Origin of the sequence: Microbacterium sp. Yaish 1, from assembly GCF_002245215.1 — a bacterium.
In the GTDB taxonomy this organism is placed as follows: Bacteria; Actinomycetota; Actinomycetes; order Actinomycetales; family Microbacteriaceae; genus Microbacterium.
Genome location: NZ_NPMR01000002.1, coordinates 1,267,443 through 1,285,728, shown reverse-complemented (window position 1 = coordinate 1,285,728; position 18,286 = coordinate 1,267,443). Strand labels below are relative to the sequence as shown.

The 18,286-nt window shown below is 71.3% G+C and carries 18 protein-coding genes; 10 read left to right on the top strand and 8 right to left on the bottom strand.

Annotation, left to right across the window (positions count from 1 at the left end):
- Positions 1–17 precede the first annotated feature (17 nt).
- From aztD to CI089_RS15225, 3 genes are all read left to right on the top strand, one after another.
- Positions 18–1,202, top strand: coding sequence for a zinc metallochaperone AztD (gene aztD, locus CI089_RS15235; RefSeq protein ID WP_094262268.1), 1,185 nt, complete (start codon positions 18–20; stop codon positions 1,200–1,202).
- A 77-nt stretch (positions 1,203–1,279) separates the two neighbouring features.
- Positions 1,280–2,110, top strand: coding sequence for a hypothetical protein (locus tag CI089_RS15230; protein ID WP_094262267.1), 831 nt, complete (start codon positions 1,280–1,282; stop codon positions 2,108–2,110).
- Between the two features lie 57 nt (positions 2,111–2,167).
- Positions 2,168–3,565 (top strand): MFS transporter, encoded by a 1,398-nt coding sequence (locus CI089_RS15225; RefSeq protein ID WP_306426980.1) that lies wholly within the window; start codon positions 2,168–2,170, stop codon positions 3,563–3,565.
- On the opposite strand, the gene CI089_RS15220 is transcribed toward CI089_RS15225, so the two are convergent.
- The 4 genes from CI089_RS15220 to CI089_RS15205 all read right to left on the bottom strand — a co-directional run bounded on the left by CI089_RS15220 (position 3,540) and on the right by CI089_RS15205 (position 7,784).
- Complete coding sequence (locus CI089_RS15220) at positions 3,540–4,751, bottom strand: MFS transporter (RefSeq protein WP_256978031.1); 1,212 nt, start codon at positions 4,749–4,751, stop codon at positions 3,540–3,542. The genes CI089_RS15225 and CI089_RS15220 overlap by 26 nt on opposite strands.
- Positions 4,752–4,969: 218 nt before the next feature.
- Complete coding sequence (locus tag CI089_RS15215) at positions 4,970–5,854, bottom strand: hypothetical protein (protein ID WP_094262266.1); 885 nt, start codon at positions 5,852–5,854, stop codon at positions 4,970–4,972.
- Positions 5,851–6,528: a response regulator gene (locus CI089_RS15210; RefSeq protein ID WP_094262265.1), complete on the bottom strand. Its 678-nt coding sequence runs from the start codon at positions 6,526–6,528 to the stop codon at positions 5,851–5,853. Before CI089_RS15210 ends, CI089_RS15215 begins: the two co-directional genes overlap by 4 nt.
- Positions 6,516–7,784, bottom strand: coding sequence for a sensor histidine kinase (locus tag CI089_RS15205; protein WP_094262264.1), 1,269 nt, complete (start codon positions 7,782–7,784; stop codon positions 6,516–6,518). The genes CI089_RS15210 and CI089_RS15205 overlap by 13 nt, the downstream gene beginning before the upstream one ends.
- A 120-nt stretch (positions 7,785–7,904) precedes the next feature.
- Here CI089_RS15205 and CI089_RS15200 point away from each other — a divergent pair, with 120 nt between their 5' ends.
- The 3 genes from CI089_RS15200 to CI089_RS15190 all read left to right on the top strand — a co-directional run bounded on the left by CI089_RS15200 (position 7,905) and on the right by CI089_RS15190 (position 11,698).
- Positions 7,905–8,708, top strand: coding sequence for a Cof-type HAD-IIB family hydrolase (locus tag CI089_RS15200; protein WP_094262263.1), 804 nt, complete (start codon positions 7,905–7,907; stop codon positions 8,706–8,708).
- A 63-nt stretch (positions 8,709–8,771) separates the two neighbouring features.
- Entirely contained in the window at positions 8,772–9,602 is an 831-nt protein-coding gene (locus CI089_RS15195; protein ID WP_094262262.1) for an aldo/keto reductase, read from the top strand.
- Positions 9,603–9,625: 23 nt separating this feature from the next.
- The gene (locus CI089_RS15190) at positions 9,626–11,698 is read left to right on the top strand and encodes a S9 family peptidase (protein ID WP_094262261.1); all 2,073 of its coding nucleotides are present in this window, start codon (positions 9,626–9,628) and stop codon (positions 11,696–11,698) included.
- Positions 11,699–11,789: 91 nt separating this feature from the next.
- Here the strand turns inward: CI089_RS15190 and CI089_RS15185 are convergent, their stop codons facing one another.
- The 4 genes from CI089_RS15185 to CI089_RS15170 all read right to left on the bottom strand — a co-directional run bounded on the left by CI089_RS15185 (position 11,790) and on the right by CI089_RS15170 (position 14,351).
- Positions 11,790–12,515: a YidC/Oxa1 family membrane protein insertase gene (locus CI089_RS15185; RefSeq protein ID WP_094262260.1), complete on the bottom strand. Its 726-nt coding sequence runs from the start codon at positions 12,513–12,515 to the stop codon at positions 11,790–11,792.
- A 118-nt stretch (positions 12,516–12,633) separates the two neighbouring features.
- Entirely contained in the window at positions 12,634–12,915 is a 282-nt protein-coding gene (locus CI089_RS15180) for a DUF6412 domain-containing protein (RefSeq protein WP_094262259.1), read from the bottom strand.
- Positions 12,915–13,454 carry a DUF805 domain-containing protein gene (locus CI089_RS15175; RefSeq protein WP_094262258.1) on the bottom strand — a complete coding sequence of 180 codons (540 nt, stop codon included), beginning with the start codon at positions 13,452–13,454 and terminating at the stop codon, positions 12,915–12,917. Before CI089_RS15175 ends, CI089_RS15180 begins: the two co-directional genes overlap by 1 nt.
- 111 nt (positions 13,455–13,565) lie before the next feature.
- Positions 13,566–14,351 (bottom strand): siderophore-interacting protein, encoded by a 786-nt coding sequence (locus CI089_RS15170; RefSeq protein ID WP_094262257.1) that lies wholly within the window; start codon positions 14,349–14,351, stop codon positions 13,566–13,568.
- A gap of 101 nt (positions 14,352–14,452) precedes the next feature.
- Here CI089_RS15170 and CI089_RS15165 point away from each other — a divergent pair, with 101 nt between their 5' ends.
- From CI089_RS15165 to CI089_RS15150, 4 genes are read left to right on the top strand one after another with little or no spacing between them, the layout of a single operon-like run.
- Positions 14,453–15,439 (top strand): siderophore ABC transporter substrate-binding protein, encoded by a 987-nt coding sequence (locus CI089_RS15165; protein ID WP_094262256.1) that lies wholly within the window; start codon positions 14,453–14,455, stop codon positions 15,437–15,439.
- Positions 15,440–15,495: 56 nt separating this feature from the next.
- Positions 15,496–16,470 (top strand): ABC transporter permease, encoded by a 975-nt coding sequence (locus CI089_RS15160; RefSeq protein WP_094262255.1) that lies wholly within the window; start codon positions 15,496–15,498, stop codon positions 16,468–16,470.
- Complete coding sequence (locus CI089_RS15155) at positions 16,463–17,485, top strand: iron chelate uptake ABC transporter family permease subunit (protein WP_094262254.1); 1,023 nt, start codon at positions 16,463–16,465, stop codon at positions 17,483–17,485. Before CI089_RS15160 ends, CI089_RS15155 begins: the two co-directional genes overlap by 8 nt.
- A complete protein-coding gene (locus CI089_RS15150; RefSeq protein ID WP_094262253.1) occupies positions 17,482–18,240 on the top strand; it encodes an iron ABC transporter ATP-binding protein in 759 nt (252 codons plus the stop codon). The genes CI089_RS15155 and CI089_RS15150 overlap by 4 nt, the downstream gene beginning before the upstream one ends.
- Positions 18,241–18,286: the final 46 nt, after the last annotated feature.

Below are 18,286 nucleotides of genomic sequence, written 5' to 3'. Positions count from 1 at the left end.
GAAAGGAAACCCACCCCATGAAGAGAACCCTGCAGTTCGGCGCCCTCGCCGGCGCCGCAGCCCTGGTGCTGGCGGGATGCTCGTCCTCACCCTCCGCGACATCCAGCCCGTCTGGCGACGCATCGGCCGAGGCGTCCGCGCCGGCCGGTCCCCGGGTCGCGCTCGGCTACGAGGGCGGCGTGCTCGTCCTCGGCGGCGATGAGCTCGAGGTGATCGGCGACTTCGACTCCGAGGACTTCATCCGGCTCAACTCGGCCGGTGACGGCCGTCACGTGATGGTCACGACGTCACAGGGCTTCCAGCTGCTCGATGTCCAGCAGCCCGAGCTCACCGATCTCGTCGTCCCGGCGGCCGCCGCCGGCCACGTCGTCGTCCACGGCGGCAAGACCGTGCTCTACGACGACGCGACGAGCGACACGACGATCTTCGACACCGCCGCCCTCGCGCAGCTCGGCGGCGAGCTGCCCGACGCCGAGGTCGTTCCCGGCGTCGAGGCGCACCACGGCGTCTCGGTCGAGCTCGAGGACGGCACGCTGCTGACCACCGTCGGCGGCGAGGCCGGGCGCACCGGCATCCGCGTGCTCGACGCGAACCGCGCCGAGATCGCTTCGAACGCGGACTGCCCGGGCGTCCACGGCGAGGGCACCGCGGAAGGCGAGCGCGTCGTGTTCGGCTGCGAGAACGGCGCGATCATCTACGACGGCGGCGAGATCACCAAGGTCACCTCGCCCGACTCGTACGGCCGCATCGGCAACGCCTTCGTCGCCGAGGACAGCCCGCTCGTCGTCATGGACTACAAGGACGACCCCGACGCCGAGGGCTACCTGCTGCGCAACATCGCCCTCGTCGACACCGAGGCGAAGTCGCTGACCAAGGTCGCGCTGCCCGCCGGCGTCGAGTACACCTTCCGGGGCATCGCGCGCGGGCCGGCCGCCGAGGCCGTGCTCATCGGCACCGACGGATCGCTGCACTGGATCGACCCCGCGACCGGCGGCATCACGAAGTCGCTGCCCGTGATCGACCCGTGGGAGGGGCCGGCCGAGTGGCAGGCTCCGCACCCCGCCGTGAAGGTCGCGGGCGACATCGCCTACGTCACCGACCCGGCCGACAGCGAACTCGTCGCCGTCGACCTCACGACGGGCGAGATCGTGCAGACCGTGAAGCTGCCGCACGTTCCGAACGAGATCGCCGCCGTCTCCTGACGCGCCCGTCCGCCGCATCCGCTCCTGTCACCGGGGCGGATGCGGCGGACGTCCCCAGCCGCCGTTAGCCTGGCGTCGTGGCGGCCGTCTCGACCTCGCAGCGCACGTATCGCTACCTGCGCCTGACCCTCGCGGGCGCGCCGGTGGCCATCATGCTCGCGGTGCTCTTCGCGATCCCCGACGCGGGAGTGCTCCCCAGCGTCAGCCACTACTTCTACAGCTCGGCCCGCACCGTCTTCTCCGCCGCCCTGGTCGCGGCCGCGGCCTGTCTGCTCGCCCTCTCCGGGCGGGGCCCGCAGCGGGTGCTGCTGGATGTCGCGGCGCTCCTGGCTCCGCTCATCGCCATCATCCCCACGCCGATCTCGGCCGGCGAGGTGCCCGGCCTCGTCGTCGACTGCGCCGCCCCGTGCGTGCCCGCCGGTTTCACGGACGACCTCGACAACGCCCTGGCGACGTATCTCGTGATCGGCGCCGTCGTGCTCGCGATCGGCCTCGTGCTGGCGCGACGCGGCGACGTCGCCCTCCGCGACACGGGGCCGACTCTCGCCCTCGCGGCTGCGGTGCTGACGGGGGTGGCCCTCGTGTGGACGCTCGCGCCGGAGCTGCTCGTCCGCTACGGCCACGCCGTCGCGGCGTTCGGCTTCTTCATCATCATCGCCCTCGTCGCGCTGGCCGAGGCGTTGCGGCCCTCCGATACGCATCCACCGGCGACGCGGATGCGGATCGGGTACGTCGTCGTCGCCGTCGCACTCCTCCTCGATCTCGCCGCGACCGTCGTGTCGGCGGTACTGTTCGACCTCCCCGTCGTGCTGGCGGGAGAGCTCATCGCCCTCGCCCTGTTCCTCGTGTTCTGGATGATGCAGACCGCCCAGAAGTGGTCGCTCGCCGATCCCGCGCTGCGAGCCTGACGGGCCACTCGGAATCCGCTCTTCTCCGTGTCGGCGACCGGGTCTACTGTTCGTCCCATGACCGCCCCGCTCAGCGCGCTGGAGACCTCGCGCATGCGCGCGTTCCGCCAGGTGCTCGGCAACACCCTGCTCGCGAACGTGACCTCGAGCTTCCTCTGGTTCGCCCTGACGTTCTGGGCCTACCTCGCGACGCAGAACGTGCTGGCGACCTCCATCATCGGCGGGTCGTACATGCTGCTCGTCGCCGTGTTCGGCGTGGTCTTCGGGGCCCTCGTCGACCACATGAAGAAGAAGGCCGTGATGGTGCTCTCGAGCCTCATCACCCTGTCGACCTATCTCGGCGCCGGCGCGATCTACCTGCTGTTCCCGGAGTCGGTGCTCGTCGATTGGGGTCGGCCGTGGTTCTGGGTCTTCGCGGGGCTGATCCTCGTCGGGGGAGTGGTCGAGAACCTGCGCAACATCGCGCTGTCGACCACCGTCACCCTGCTCGTGCCGAGCGACCGGCGGGATCGGGCGAACGGCCTGGTCGGAACCGTCCAGGGCGTCGCGTTCATCGTCACGAGCGTCTTCTCCGGCCTCTCGATCGGCCTCCTCGGAATGGGATGGACCGTCGTGATCGCGGTCGTGGCGACCGCGTCGGCCCTCGCCCATCTGACCTTCGTCTCGATCCCCGAGCGCGGCGTCACCCCGGCGCACGGGGCAGCGACGCCCGCCTTCACGTTCCGCGGTGTCCTCCCGGCGATCCGCTCGGTGCCCGGGCTGTTGGCCCTGATCCTGTTCACGACCCTCAACAACCTCGTCGGCGGGGTGTTCATGGCGCTCATGGATCCGTACGGGCTGACGCTGTTCACGGTCGAGGCGTGGGGTGTCGTGCTCGCGGTCACCGGCACCGGCTTCATCCTCGGCGGCGCGCTCGTGGCCGCCCGCGGCCTCGGCCGCAATCCGGTGCGCACGCTGCTGCTCGTCAACGTCGGCGTCGCCGTGCTCGGCATGACGTTCGCGATCCGGGAGTGGTGGTGGCTGTACGCCCTCGGGATCTTCGTCTTCATGATGCTCATGCCCGTCGCCGAGGCCGCCGAGCAGACCGTCATCCAGCGAGTCGTGCCGTACCGCACCCAGGGCCGCGTCTTCGGGTTCGCGGCGTCGGTCGAGTCGGCGGCGTCGCCGATCTCGGCGTATCTCATCGGACCCCTCGCGCAGTTCGGCCTCATCCCGTTCATGCGCAGCGACGCCGGAGACCGCAGCTTCGGCTGGCTGCTCGGCGGTGGTGAGGCACGCGGCATCGCCCTGGCCTTCGTCGCCGCGAGCGTCGTGATGCTCCTCGTCGTGATCCTCGCGTTCGCCTCGCCGCAGTACCGGCGGCTGAGCCGGGCGTACGCCGATGCGCCACCGCCCGAGCCCGCGCCGGCGGTCCCGGTCGCAGGCGCGGTCAGGCAGTCCGACGCGGCGCCCTGAGCCCGAGTACCGCGAGCAGCGCGGCGACCGCGACCATCGCGAGGGTGCATCCGGCGACGCCGGCCCACCCGAGGTCGTGGAAGGCGTATCCCAGGAGCCAGCCGAACAGGCTCGAGCCGCCGTAGTACCCGAGGTAGTACAGCGATGCGGCCTGAGCTCTCGTCTGCGATGTGGCCGCGGCGGGCGCCCAGCCCGAGGCGATCGCGTGAGCGCCGAAGAAGCCGGCGGTCAGGATCAGCAGCCCCACGAGCACCGCGATCACGTGGGGTATGGCCGTCACCATGATGCCGATGGACATGACCACGAGCGCTGCCAGCAGCACCGGCAGACGGCCGAACCGCCCTGCGAGCGATCCGGCCCACGGCGAGGCGACGGTCCCGGCGAGGTACGCGAGGAAGAGGAAGCTCACGATCCACAGCGGCAGCGAGTACGGCGGCGCCACCAGGTGGAACCCGAGGTAGTTGTACACGGCGACGAAGCCGCCCATGAGCAGGAACCCCTGCGCGTAGAGGGCCAGCTGACGGCGGTCCCGCAGGTTCGTCGCGAGCCGGGCGACCAGCGAGGGGCCCGAGGCGCCGCGCCGGCGTTGCGGCGCGAAGCCCTGCGCCGGCGGCGTGAGCCAGAGGAAGAGCGCGGCCGACGCGGCGCACACCGCTGCGACCGCGAAGACCCCGCCGCGCCACAGCCCGACGTCGCCGAACGGGCCCGCGACGAGCCGCCCGAGCAGCCCGCCGATCGTGGTGCCGGCGATGTAGCTGCCCGCCGCCGTCGCGGTGTGGGCCGCGTCGACCTCTTCCGACAGGTACGCCAGCGCGATGGCGGGCACGGCGCCGAGCGCCGCACCTTCGAGCAGGCGGGCGCCGAGCAGCAGCGGCAGGGTGGGGGCGAGCGGGGCGAGCAGGCCGAGCACCGTCGCGGCGATGACCCCGATCGCCATCGCGGGGACGCGGCCGATGCGGTCGGCGACGACCGACCAGGGGATGACGCTGACGGCGAGACCGAGGGTCGAGACCGAGACCGCCAGGGCTGCCGTCGCCGGCTCGACCCCGAACTCCGAGCCGATGAAGGGCAGCACGGCCTGCGGCGAGTACAGCTGGGCGAAGGTCGCCACGCCGGCGAAGAAGAGTCCGGCGATGAGCCGGCGGTAGGCGGGCGAGCCGGGGAGATGACCGGTGAACGCACGCACCCGGCCAGCCTACGACTGCCGTCATCGCCCGCCGGACGTGAGAAGGGCCGGTCGACTCAGAATCGTCGACCGGCCCTGTCATCCCTTGCACCAGAGATCACACCGCGCAGTCGGGGGAACTGCGTGCCTCGAATTTATAACGGCCAGATAACGGGATGCAACGGATGAGCGGTTCTCATCAGCGGTGCATAGGGATCGTTCAGAAACGCCCGTCGCCCTCAGCGTCCCTCGCGCAGGACGACCGAGCCTGCCGACACCCGGACCTCGACGCGGTTGCGCGATGCCGGGTCCTCGGTGAGGCCGTTGACAAACGAGCCCGCCTCCTGGTTCGAGCTGACGGCGTAGCCGCCGCGGGGCAGCGTCAGGTCGGCCCCGCCCGCCTCGGCGGTGATCGTCACCGACGTCGGTGCGGTGCCCGACAGCGCTCCCGACACTCGGCCGGCGCTGACGTCGACGGTCGCCTCGCGGACGCCGTCGAGGTCGACGGACACGCGTCCGGCGGACACCCGCGCGTCGAGGCTCGTGGCGGAGCCGGCCGCGTCGACCGATCCGGCGTCGGCTCGCAGCGCGAGCGCACCGAACTCGCCGTCCGCACGCAGCGCTCCCGCCCCGACGCTCAGCTGGGCGTCGAGCCCGGCGAGGCCTGCGGGCAGGACGAGGGTCGCCCGCGACGATCCGCCCCACAGGCGCCATCCGCTCCACCAGTCGCGGTCGGAGTCGACCACGAGGCGGTCGCCCTCGCGGGCGAGCTCCCACGCCTCGGCGCCTCCCGTGCCGGTCACGGTGAGCGTCGCCTCGTCGACGTCGCCGAAGGAGACCTCGACGTCGGCCGCTGCGGCATCCATCTCGAGCATGTTCACGCCCGTGGTCGGCGCCGAGATCGTCGAGGTCGCCGCACCACCGCTGACGATGGTCGACACGACACCGGTGCCCGCGGTGAATAGAACGACGGCTGCTCCTGCGGCGATCGTGAGTCCGGCGATCACCCGAGCCGATGGCGACGGTGCCGGTGCCGACCCGGCCGGCGGCATGTCGCCCGTGGTCGGCGGCTCGACCGGGGGCCCCGGCGGAGTGGCGGGAGGCGGGTTCAGGGTCGTGCTCATCGGACTGTTCCGTTCTGCGGCTGCGAGCCGCCGTGTTCGAGGTGGACGAGCGCGGCGAGCACGCGACGGTTGCCGTGCTCGTCCTGCTCGAGATCGAGCTTCTGGAAAAGGGAGGTGATGTACTTCTCGACGCTCGCCTCGCTGAGGAACATCGCCCCGGCGATGGCCTGGTTGCTGCGCCCTTCGGCGATGAGCGCGAGCACCGTGCGCTCGCGCTCGGTGAGCCGCGACATCCGCTCATCGCGTGAACGTCGCGTCAGGAGCTGCGCGACCACCTCGGGGTCGAGGACCGTGGCTCCCGACCCGATGCGCTCGATCGTCGCCAGGAACTCGCCGACGTCGGCCACACGGTCCTTCAGGAGGTAGCCCAGGGCTGCTCCCTGCGAGGTGATGAGCTCGCTCGCGTAACGCTCCTCGACGTACTGGCTCAGCACGAGGATCGGCAGTCGCGGGTTCTCGGCGCGCAGCGCGAGGGCCGCGCGGATGCCCTCGTCGGTGAACGTCGGCGGCAGCCGGACGTCGAGGATGCAGAGGTCGGGGGCGGTCTCGATCACGGCGGCCGACAGGCCCTCGGCGTCGGGGAGGGCGGCGGCGACCTCGTGGCCCGAGTCGGCCAGCAGCCGCACCAGTCCCTCGCGCAGCAGCGTGGAATCCTCGCAGATCAGGATGCGCACGGGACGCTCACCTCCAGAGCCGTCGGACCGCCGGCCGGGCTGTCGAGGCGCGTCGTGCCGCCGGCCGCGGTGATGCGGTTGATGATCCCGTCGAGCCCGCCTCCGGGAACGACCCGGGCGCCTCCGACGCCATTGTCCTCGACGCGCGCCCAGAGGGTGTGGTCGTCGCGATGGCGGACCACCACGCGGCATTCTCCGGCCCGCGAGTGCTTGGCGGCGTTGGTGAGCGACTCCGCGATGGCGAAGTACACGGCCGCCTCGGCGGTGCGGCTGCATCGCTGATCGACCCGCACGTCGAGGCTGACAGGGACGTGCGAGCGGGCGGCGAGGGCCGACAGCGCCGCGTCGAGCCCCCGGTCGTCGAGCACCGAGGCGTGGATGCCGCGGGCGAGCTGACGCAGCTCGGTGATGGCTGCCTTCGTCGAGGTGTGCGCCTCGGCGAGCAATTCCTTCGCGGCATCCGGGTCGTCGTCGATCTTCTGCTGAGCAAGTCCCAGCGTCATGCCGACCGAGACCAGACGGGGCTGGACGCCGTCGTGCAGGTCGCGCTCGATGCGGGTGCGCTCGAGCTCACCGGCGCGGACCGCGCCTTCGCGCTGCACCCCCGCGGTGCGTGCGGCTTCGACGAGCTGGGCCTCACGAGAGGGGACGAGGATCGATTTCGCGAGGACGCCGTGCAGAAGAGCGATGCCCACGAGCACGGCTGCCGGCACGATGACCATCAGCACGCCGGCCACGACGGCGCCCTCGAGCGGCACGGTGATCCAGGTCGACCCGATCGTGACGTCGCTGGTGGCGTACAGCGGCGCGAAGAGAAGGGCGACACCCGACGCGAGCAGGCTCGCCAGGCTCAGCACGATGAGGCCCAGCACGGTCGAAATCGCCGAGTGAGCCACACCGCGCCACATGCGACCGTCGGTGAACTGCAGCCAGACCGTGCGCAGCCACCCGCCGAACCCGGGCCGGCCGCTGCTGCGCGCCGACAGCGGCGGCAGTCCCCACCCGTACAACCCATCGACGCGGGCGTACTCGAGCCAACCGGTCAGCCAGAGCGCATAGACGAAGCCGACGAGGATCGGCAGGCCGAGGCCGAGCGCCGGAGTGAGGCCTATGCCGACCGCCATGAGCGTCAGGATGACGGTGAACGCGGCGGTGCCCGCGAAGCCGAGGGCGGCGAGCTGAGCGAGCGCCCCGAGCGGGCGCGCCCACGTCAGGGCGCGGGATGGAGGGGCGGTGCTGGCGACGGCTGTGGTCATGGCTCCACGCTAGGACCGCGGCCGGGTGCCGCGCAGGCGAGCGGTCCGGAGACTCGCCTTCGGGTTATCCCCCGGGAGGGCGCGGCCGCACCGGCCGGTCGTGTCGGCGAGGATGGGGGAGTGACCTCTCCCGACATCCGCCTGATCGCCGTCGACATGGACGGCACGCTCCTCGACGCGGACGGCCGCATCCCGGACGGGCTGTGGCGGCTGCTGCCGCGGCTCCGCGACCGGGGCATCGTCTTCGCTCCCGCGAGCGGGCGGCAGCTCGCGACGCTCCGGCGGCAGTTCGCCGATGCGCCGGTCGAGCTGGACTACATCGCCGAGAACGGCGCCTACGTCGTGCGCGACGGCGCGGAGGTCAGCTCGGATGCCGTCGACGCGGAGTTCGCGGCATCCGTCGTTCGGCGCATCCGCGGCCTCGACCACCTTGATGTCGGCCTCGTCGTCTGCGGCAAGCGCTCGGCGTACATCGAGCGCGCGGACGCCGTCTTCTTCGCCGAGGCCGACAAGTACTACGCCGAGCTCGCTGTCGTCGACGACCTGACGTCGGTCGACGACGAGATCCTCAAGCTCGCCGTCTACGACTTCGCGCGTGCCGAGGACTCGGTCGCACCCGAGCTGTTCGACCTCCGCGAGACGCACCAGGTCGTGGTGTCGGGGCAGCACTGGGTCGACATCATGAACCCGGGGGTGAACAAGGGGCGGGCGCTGTCGCGGCTGCAGGAGACGCTCGGGATCGGCCCCGAGCACACGATGGCGTTCGGCGATTACCTCAACGACCTCGAGCTGCTCCAGCAGGCGCGCTATTCGTACGCGATGGCCGAGGCCCACCCCGAGATCGCGGCGGTCGCACGCTACAGCGCCCCCTCGCACACCGAGGCGGGAGTGCTCACCGTGATCGAGGAGTTCCTCGCGCGCTGAGCGTTGGGATCGCTCTGCGCAAGCCCGCGGCGCAGACCGCGGTGACGGCGTAGCGTGTGCGGCATGGTCACGATTCCCACGGTCTCGCTCAACGACGGCTCCGACTTCCCCGAGCTCGGGCTCGGCACCTACAACCTGCGCGGCCCGGAGGGCGTCGACGCCATCGCCGCCGCGATCGACTCCGGGTACCGCCTGCTCGACACCGCCGTGAACTATCAGAACGAGTCGGAGGTCGGCGAGGCCGTGCGCCGCAGCGGCATCCGCGACCAGCTGATCATCACGACGAAGGTGCCGGGACGCGACCACGGCTTCGACGAGACGATCCGCAGCGCCGAGGGGTCGCTGGGCCGGCTGGGCGTCGAGAAGATCGACCTCTACCTCATCCACTGGCCGAACCCCAGCCAGGGGAAGTGGCTCGAGACCTACCGCGCGATGCTGGCGCTCCGTGATGAGGGGCAGGTCGGGTCGGTCGGGGTGTCGAACTTCACCGAGCCGATGCTCGCGCGCCTCATCGAGGAGACCGGAGTCGCCCCGGCGGTGAATCAGGTCGAGATGCATCCCTACTTCCCGCAGTCGGGTCTGCGCGCGTTCCATGCTGCGCACGGCATCCGCACCGAGAGCTGGAGCCCCCTGGCGCGGCGCAGCGAGCTGCTGAACGAGCAGGTGATCACCGACATCGCGGCATCCCATGGCGTGACGGGCACCCAGGTCGTGCTGCGCTGGCACACGCAGCTGTCGTCGACCCCGATCCCGAAGTCGGCCGATCCGGCCCGCCAGCGCGAGAACGCCGACGTCTTCGGCTTCCTGCTGACCGGCGACGAGATCGCCGCGATCAGCGCCCTCGAACGCGGCCGGCTCTGGGACGGCGACCCCGACACCCACGAGGAGATGTAGTCCGCGCCGGATAGCGTGGAGGCATGACGACGCCGTTCGACTCTCTCGACGACTACTACGCCCTTCCCCGCATCGACGCGGCCGCGACCTCGCCCGACGGCTCGCACGTCGTGCTGACGGTCGCGACCCTCACGAAGGATCGCACCGGCTACGAGCGCTCGCTGTGGTCGGTGCCCGCTGACGGCACCGGTGCGCCGCGCCGGCTGACCCGTTCGACGACCGGCGAGTCCGGGGCCGTGTTCACCTCCTCCGGCGATCTGCTGTTCGTCTCGGCGCGCCCCGACAACGACGCTGCGGACGGCGCCCCCGCTCAGCTCTGGCTGCTCCCGGCCGCCGGCGGCGAGGCGCGCCCGGTGACCCGGCTGGCCGGTGGCGTCTCGGCGGTCGTCACGGCGGCAGACTCCGACCGCATCGTGATCGCGTCGTCGCTGCTTCCCGAGGCCGCCACGATCGAGGCCGACGCGAAGCTGCGGGCGGAGCGGAAGAAGCTCAAGGTCTCGGCGATCATCCACGACACGTACCCCGTGCGGTACTGGGATCACGACCTGGGTCCGCACGAGCCCGCGCTGTTCGCCCTCGACCTGAACGAGCTGGCCGACGCGCCCGCCGTCATCGCGACCGCCGACCAGGCTGTCGACGAGGTCGTCGGCGGTGGCGCCGAAACGGGGGAGGCCGCCGACGAGCCCTACCCCGCGGGTTTGCCGCGCCCGCGCGTCCTGCTCCGCGGTCGCGCGGCCGCGACGGCCGGGATGGCGCTCACGCCCGATGGTGCGACCCTCGTCGCCTCGGTGCCCGAGCCGCAGGGGCGTGACGCCCGGTACCGTCTCGTCGCGATCGACACCGCGACGGGCGAGCTGCGCGTCATCCGCGACGAGGTCGACGTCGACGTCGAGATGCCCGCGATCAGCCGCGACGGCGCCCGTGTCGCCTACGTCCGCACGGCGAAGTCCACCCCCGAGGGGCCCGCCGATCAGGAGCTGTGGGCGAGCGCCCTCGACGGTGCCGACCCGCAGCGCCTGGCGTCGGACTGGGACCGGTGGCCCGGCAGCATCCGGTTCTCCGACGACGACGCGGCGCTCGTCGTGACCGCCGACCACGACGGTCGCGGCCCGGTCTTCATCGTGCCGATCGACGGGGGCGGCGTCGCGCAGACGACGCACGACGACTTCGCGTACACGCACGTCGAGCCGGTCTCGGGCACCACGGACGTCATCGCGCTCCGCTCCAATTGGATGACGCCGCCGCATCCGGTCCGTGTCGCCGCCGACGGCTCTGTCACGCCGCTGGCGAACCCGGCGCCGTCGCCGGCCACGACCGCCTCGATGGTCGAGGTCGAGACGACCGCCGACGACGGAGTCCGCGTGCGCGGCTGGCTCGTGCTGCCCGAGGGGGCGGATGCCGCAAGCCCGGCGCCGCTTCTGCTGTGGATCCACGGCGGACCGCTCAACAGCTGGAACGCGTGGAGCTGGCGGTGGAGCCCGCTGCTGGCCGCGGCGCGCGGCTATGCCGTGCTGCTGCCCGACCCGGCGCTGTCGACCGGTTACGGGCTCGACTTCATCGCGCGCGGGTGGGACGCGTGGGGTGCGGCGCCCTTCACCGACCTCATGTCGATCACGGACGCCGTCGTCGCGCGCGATGACATCGACGAGACCCGGACGGCCGCGATGGGCGGCTCGTTCGGCGGCTACATGGCGAACTGGGTGGCGGGTCACACCGACCGCTTCGACGCGATCGTGACCCACGCGAGCCTGTGGGCGTTCGACCAATTCGCCGGCACGACCGACTTCGCGCCGTACTGGCAGAGCATCTTCAGCCCCGAGGGCGCGGTCGCCAACTCGCCGCATCGCTTCGTCGCCGACATCCGGACGCCGATGCTCGTCATCCACGGCGACCGCGACTACCGCGTGCCGATCGGCGAGGGCCTGCGGCTGTGGGCCGACCTCAACGAGCATCACGCCGCCGAAGACGGCACGAGCCCGCACCGGTTCCTGTACTACCCCGACGAGAACCACTGGATCCTCTCGCCGCAGAACGCGCGGGTCTGGTACGAGACGGTCTTCGCGTTCCTCGAGGAGAATCTGCCCGCCCGCGCCTGAGTCGCGTCTCAGTCGCGCCTTGCGGCGCTCGCCTGACAGAAGTGGCCCGTTCCGCGCCTGGGAGGGGGCCACTCCTGTCAGATGAACGGGTTCACGCGGCGACGGGCGGGAGAATGCGGCGGAGGATGAGCCGCTGCCCCAGCGTCCAGGCGACCGTCACCACCAGGTACAGGCCCGCCGCGAGCGGGACGAACACCGCGATGACGGCCGTCGCGAACTGCGCGACCCCGAGCACTCCCGACAGGGCGGCCGGAGCATCCGTCACCCGGAAGGCTCGCCGCGTCAGCTCGCCGACGAGCGCGATCGAGGCGATGACGGCGCCGAACACGAGGGCGGCGGCGAGTGGCAGGGCTCCCGACGCGATGGTGCCCGCGAGACTCGACCCGAGAGGGACCCCGAGAAGCGTCTCGGCGAGCAGCCCGTTGGCGTGCCCCGCGATCGTGGGATGGATGAACACGCCGTACAGCAGCGCCACGACGGGCGCCTGCACGAGCAGGGGCAGACAGCCCGCCGTCGGAGAGACGTTCTCGTCGCGGTACAGCTTGAGCGTCTCGCGCTGCAGCCTCTCGCGATCGTTGCGGTGACGCCGCTGGAGCTCGCGCAGCCGGGGAGCGAGCCGTGCACGAGCGCGGTCGGCGCGTGCCTGGGCCACGCCGGCCGGGATCAGTGCCGTGCGCACGACGACGGTGATGAGGAGGACGGATGCCGCGGCGGCGAGGCCGCCGAGTGCGGGTTCGAGTGCCGCGGTCAGCGCGGCGAGGGTCGAGGCCACGGCGTTGAGCGCGGCGGCGAGGGGCGGGAAGGAATACAGGTCCATGAGGAGTCCGATCGACGAAAGCTGAACACGGGGATCAGCCGCGAGGGGACGCCGGACGGCGCGATGCGCGAGGCATCGGGCGCGGGTGCGCGCGGGTGTGGAGCCGTTCCGGACGTGGCTACGCGGCTGGAGCCGCGAGCCCCGGGGCGCGGGGGCGGCGTCTTCCGGGAGCGTCCGGGTCGCTCTGCGCCAGCAGCGTCGAGGGTGAGATCGACCGCCGGGGGTGGGGTCGTCGCGAGCCCGCGGCCCCCGTGGTCGCGGCGGTCGCCGAGACCGAGACGACCGCGATCGCGATCGCGAGCAGCGCCACCGCGGTCGCCGCTGCGAGCCCGCTCGAGTCGCCGAGCGACAGGGCGCCGACGACCGACAGCAGCATCGGGAGCACGGAGAGGAAAGGCATCACACCACCTCGGCCCGTAGCCAGCCGGCGGCGCGCTCGCGCAGTGCGGCATCCCCGTCGAAACGAGCGCCCTCGGGGCGCGACCGTCGCAGGGCGAGCAGGAGCAGGACGAAGCCGCCCACCGGCAGGAGGTTCAGCAGCACCCACCATCCCGAGAGGTTCGAGTCGTGCAGCCGCCGGACCGCCACGGTGAAACCGGGGACGACCGTGAGGGCGACCCACACGGCCGAGGCCCAGAGGTAGACGCCCAGAAGAGTGGAGAGCGGATCCGTCGGGGCGATCGGCCCGAAGAGCTCGAGGCCGCGCCATCCCCACCAGCCGAAGGGGTGCAGCGCGAGATCCAGCTGCGGCCAGCGTCCCGACAGCATCCGCGGGATCACGAGAAGCAAGACCACGGCGACGGCGAAACCGACCGCCATCCACCACCAGTACTCGCTGCGACTCGCGCGGCCGCGCAGCCGGAAGGCGTGCGCGACGAAACGTCGCATCGCCTGGGGCAGCGAAGCGTTCGGCAGCGGTGCTGTCGAGACGGCCTCCATCCCGCGATGCTAGCGGAGCGGTGCGGGGCGGCGCGGTCTTCGCCTGTCAGTTCTGGCCGCATCCCGCGCGGGGAGGGGGCGGGGAGTGCCAGATGAACCGACTCCGAACGCTCAGTGGGGTGCGTGATACTCGGGCTCGCCGCGCTTCCAGTAGCCCTTGACGGTGATCTGCTCGGGGTCGAGGCGCCAGCGGTCGAGGAGCAGCGTCCGCGCGGAGCGCACGATCGACTGCTCGGCCGCGACGAAACCGAACACGGCGCCCGCCGGTCGGTCCTCGTCGCCGAGCGCGTCGAGGCGCGCGGCGAGGGCAGCGCCGGCGGATGCCGATCCGCGGTGCACCTGCTCGACGACGACCCCCGGCGGCGTGGTGATGGGCAGCTCGTGATCGGCGTCGGGCACTTCGATGAGCACGCGCCCGACGGCGGCGGCATCCATGTGATGGGCGAACCGGCGGATCGCCGGGACGGCTGTCTCGTCTCCCGCCAGGAACCAGCCGTCGGGGCGTCCGGCGAGCACAGCGGATCCGCGCGGTCCGCCGATGCCGATCGTCGACCCGATCTCCGCCGTCGCCGCCCACCCCGCCGCGACGCCGTCGCCGTGCAGAGCGAACTCGAGGTCGAGCCAGCCCTCGTCGGCGTCCCAGGCGAGCGGGGTGTACTCGCGGCTCGGTGCCGCCCGCATCTCGTCGATGCTCTCGGGGGCCACCTCGGGGAAGAAGACGCGGACGTGGTCGTCGCAGCCCGGGGAATCGAAGTCCCGCAGATCGGCACCCTCGAGCCGCACCCGGACGTAGGCCGGAGTGAGCCATTGTCGGGCTGCCAGGCGGACGAAGCGAAAACGCAGGTCGAGCGCTCGGCGAGCGATCCGGAACGAGGGGGTTGCGGTCGATGCGGACATGAAGGTTAGGCTAACCTACACAGCCGTCGGGGTCTCGATCCCGGCATCCGGTCGCGCCGTCGACCAGCATCCGATACGCACCGCACCAGGAGATACGTCACGTGAGCCATGCATTCCGCCGTCCCGCACTCGTCTCGATCGCGCTCGTCGCAGCGCTCGGCCTCGCCGGGTGTGCGTCGTCGGCGAGCCCGGATGCCGCGCCCGGCGGCGTCGCGACCTCGGCCGCGACCGTGACCGTGACCGACAACCACGGCGAGATCGAGGTGCCCGTCGCGCCCGAACGCGTCGTCGCGCTCGACAACACCACGTTCCAGACGCTGAGCGACTGGGACATCGACCTCGTGGCGGCGCCCAAGCCGCTGATGTACGACCTGTGGCCCAACCTGTCCGGCGGCGACGACGTGCTCGACGTCGGGCTGCACCGCGAGCCCGACCTCGAGGCGATCATCTCGGCGCAGCCCGACCTCATCGTCGGGGGCTACCGCTTCCGCGACATCTACGACGACCTGAGGGCGATTCAGCCCGCGACGATCGAGACCAGTGCTCGCGAGGGCGAGGAGCAGGTCGCCGAGCTGAAGCGCCAGGTCGAGATCCTCGGACAGGTCTTCGATCGGGAGGATGACGCGAAGAAGCTCGCCGACGACCTCGACGCCGCCGTCGCCGACGCGAAGGCGGCCTACAACGGCACCGACACGGTCGTGGGCCTGCTCACCTCGGGCGGCAAGATCTCGTTCGCGGCGCCCGGGGAGGGGCGCGGGGTCGGTGCGGTCTTCCCCACGCTCGGGCTCGTCCCCGGCATCGACCGCGGAGCGGAGAACGCCTCGCACGGCGACGACATCAGCGTCGAGGCGATCGCGGCGGCGAACCCCGAGTGGCTGATCGTGCTCGATCGGGACGCCATGTTCGGCGAGGACGGCTACGTCTCGGCGAAGGAGCTCATCGAGGGATCCGAGGCTCTGCAGAACGTCCCCGCCGTGCAGAAGGGGCAGATCGTCTACCTCGCACCGAGCTTCTACCTCGACGAGGGCATCCAGGCGTACACCAAGCTCTACGCCGACATCGCGACGGCGTTCGCCGCGGCGGCCTGATCGTCGTCCCGGGGAGCCCCGTCCGGTACCGCCGGGCGGGGCTCCCCTGATCCGTCATGACTGCGCTCACCGCCCCCGCCCGCATCCGCGGGCGTCTCGCCCTCCCGGCCGCGATCATCGTCGTGGTCGGTCTCATCGTGCTCTCGCTCTTCGTGGGCGTCTACGACCTCACCTCCGACGGCGTCGGCTCCGGGATGCTGTGGATCACGCGGATCCCGCGCACGCTCGCCCTGGTCCTCGCCGGCTGCGCGATGGCCGTCTCCGGCCTCGTCATGCAGCTGCTGACCCAGAACCGCTTCGTCGAGCCCACCACCACCGGCACGACCGAGTGGGCAGCTCTCGGCCTCCTCGCCACGGTGCTCCTGGTGCCCGACGCGCCGCTGGTCGTGCGCATGGTCTTCGCGAGCATCGCAGCGTTCCTGGGCACGATGGTCTTCCTCGCGATCCTGCGCCGCATCCAGCTGCGCTCGTCGCTGATCGTGCCGCTCATCGGCATCATGCTCGGCGCCGTCGTCTCGTCTTTCACGACCTACCTCGCCGTCAGCGCGAACGCCCTGCAGATGCTGGGCACGTGGTTCATGGGCAGCTTCACCGCCGTCGTCCGCGGTCGCTACGAGGTGCTGTGGGTCGTCGGCATCGTCGTCGTGCTCGTCGCACTCTTCGCCGACCGGCTGACGGCGGCGAGCCTCGGCAAAGATGTCGCGACGACGCTCGGCGTCGACTACGACCGGGTGCTCCTCCTCGGCACGGCTCTCGTCGCCGTCGCGACCGGGGTCACGACCGTCGTCGTGGGCTTCCTCCCGTTCCTCGGGCTCATCGTGCCCAACCTCGTGTCGATGTGGCGGGGAGACAATCTCCGCGCGAACCTTCCCTGGGTGTGCCTGGGCGGCGTGGCTGTCATCGTCGTCTGCGACATCGTCGGCCGCGTCATCCGGATGCCGTTCGAGGTGCCCGTCTCGATGATCCTCGGCGTCCTCGGTGCTGCCGTGTTCGTCGGCCTGCTCCTGCGGCAGCGAGGGCACGATGGCTGAGACGCTGCGCGGCACCGTTGCCGTCTCGTCGCCGGCCCCCGTTGACCGGCGGCCGCGGGTGTGGCTGCGGTTCGTCGTTCTCGCCGTCGTGGTCGCCGCGGCAGCCGTCCTGCTGCTGACCTGGAACATCCCCCTCGATCCGGCCCAACGCGGCTACTGGCTCGCCGTGGATCTGCGGGTCACGACGGTGGCGACGGTCGCGATCGTGGCGTGCTGCCAGGCGGTCGCGACGGTGCTGTTCCACACCGCCACGGGCAACCGCATCCTCACGCCCTCGATCATGGGGTTCGACGCGCTGTACGTCGTGATGCAGACCGGCCTGGTGTTCTTCTTCGGGGGAGCTGCGCTCGCGGCCACCGACGGTCTCGCGAAGGTGGCTCTCCAGAGCCTGCTGATGGTGGCTTTCGCGACCCTCCTCTACGGGTGGCTCTTCGCCGGCAAGCGGGGAAACCTGCACATCATGCTGCTGATCGGCATCGTGCTGGGGGTCGGGTTCGGCTCGCTCTCCACGGTGATGCAGCGGCTGCTGACGCCGAGCGACTTCGATCTGCTCTCGGCGCGGCTGTTCGGCAACCTGAGCAACTCGAACCCCGAGTATCTGCCGTGGGCCGCCGTCATCGTCGCGATCGTCCTCGTCGTGGTGTGGCGCCGCCGTCGACGTCTCGACGTGCTGACGCTCGGGCGCGATGTGGCCACGAACCTCGGGCTCGCCTACAAGCGCGAGGTCACCGTCCTGCTGATCCTCGTGGCCGTGCTCATCTCGGTCTCCACGACGCTCGTCGGCCCGATGACCTTCTTCGGTTTCATCGTCGCGACCCTCGCCTACCAGCTGGCCGGATCGTCCCGGCACGCCGTCGTGCTGCCGTTCGCCGCACTGCTGGGGGCGGCGACGCTGCTCGGCGGCTACTTCGTGCTGCGGCACGTGTTCTACGCCGCGGGCATGCTCACCGTCATCATCGAGTTCGTCGGCGGTCTCTTCTTCATCGTCTACCTTCTGCGAAAGGGCGCGCTGTGATCACCCTCACCGACGTCTCGAAGTCCTACGGGGGCCTCCGCGTGCTCGGCCCGATCGACCTGCAGATCCCGGCGGGCGGGGTGACGGCCCTCGTCGGCCCCAACGGCGCCGGCAAGTCCACGCTGCTCACGATCGTCGGTCGCCTGACCGAACCGACCACGGGCACCGTCACGGTGGGCGGCCTCGATGTCGCGCGCACCCCGAGCCGCGAGCTGGCGCGTGTCGTGTCGATCCTGCGACAGGAGAACCACTTCGTCACGCGGCTCACGGTGCGCGACCTCGTCGGCTTCGGGCGCTTCCCTCACTCCGGGGGACGCCTCACCCCCGACGACCGGCGCCACGTCGACGAAGCGCTGCGCTTCCTCGATCTGCAGGACCTCTCGCACCGCTACCTGGACCAGCTCTCCGGCGGGCAGCGCCAGCGCGCCTACGTCGCGATGGTGCTCGCGCAGGACACCGAGTGCATCCTGCTCGACGAGCCGCTCAACAACCTCGACATGCGTCACGCCGTCGGGATGATGCGGCAGCTGCGGCGCGCAGCGGATGAATTGGGCAAGACCGTGGTCGTCGTCATCCACGACATCAACTTCGCCGCCGCCTACGCCGACCGCATCGTCGCCCTCACCGGGGGAACGGTGGCGTGCGCGGGGACACCGAGCGAGATCATGCGCCCCGATGTGCTGGAGGGCGTTTTCCAGACGCCGATCGCAGTCCGCGACGACGGCGAGTATCCGCTCGCGGTGTACTTCCGCTGACCGCGACCTGCCAAAGATGGTTCACCTGGCAGTCGTGGCCGCATCC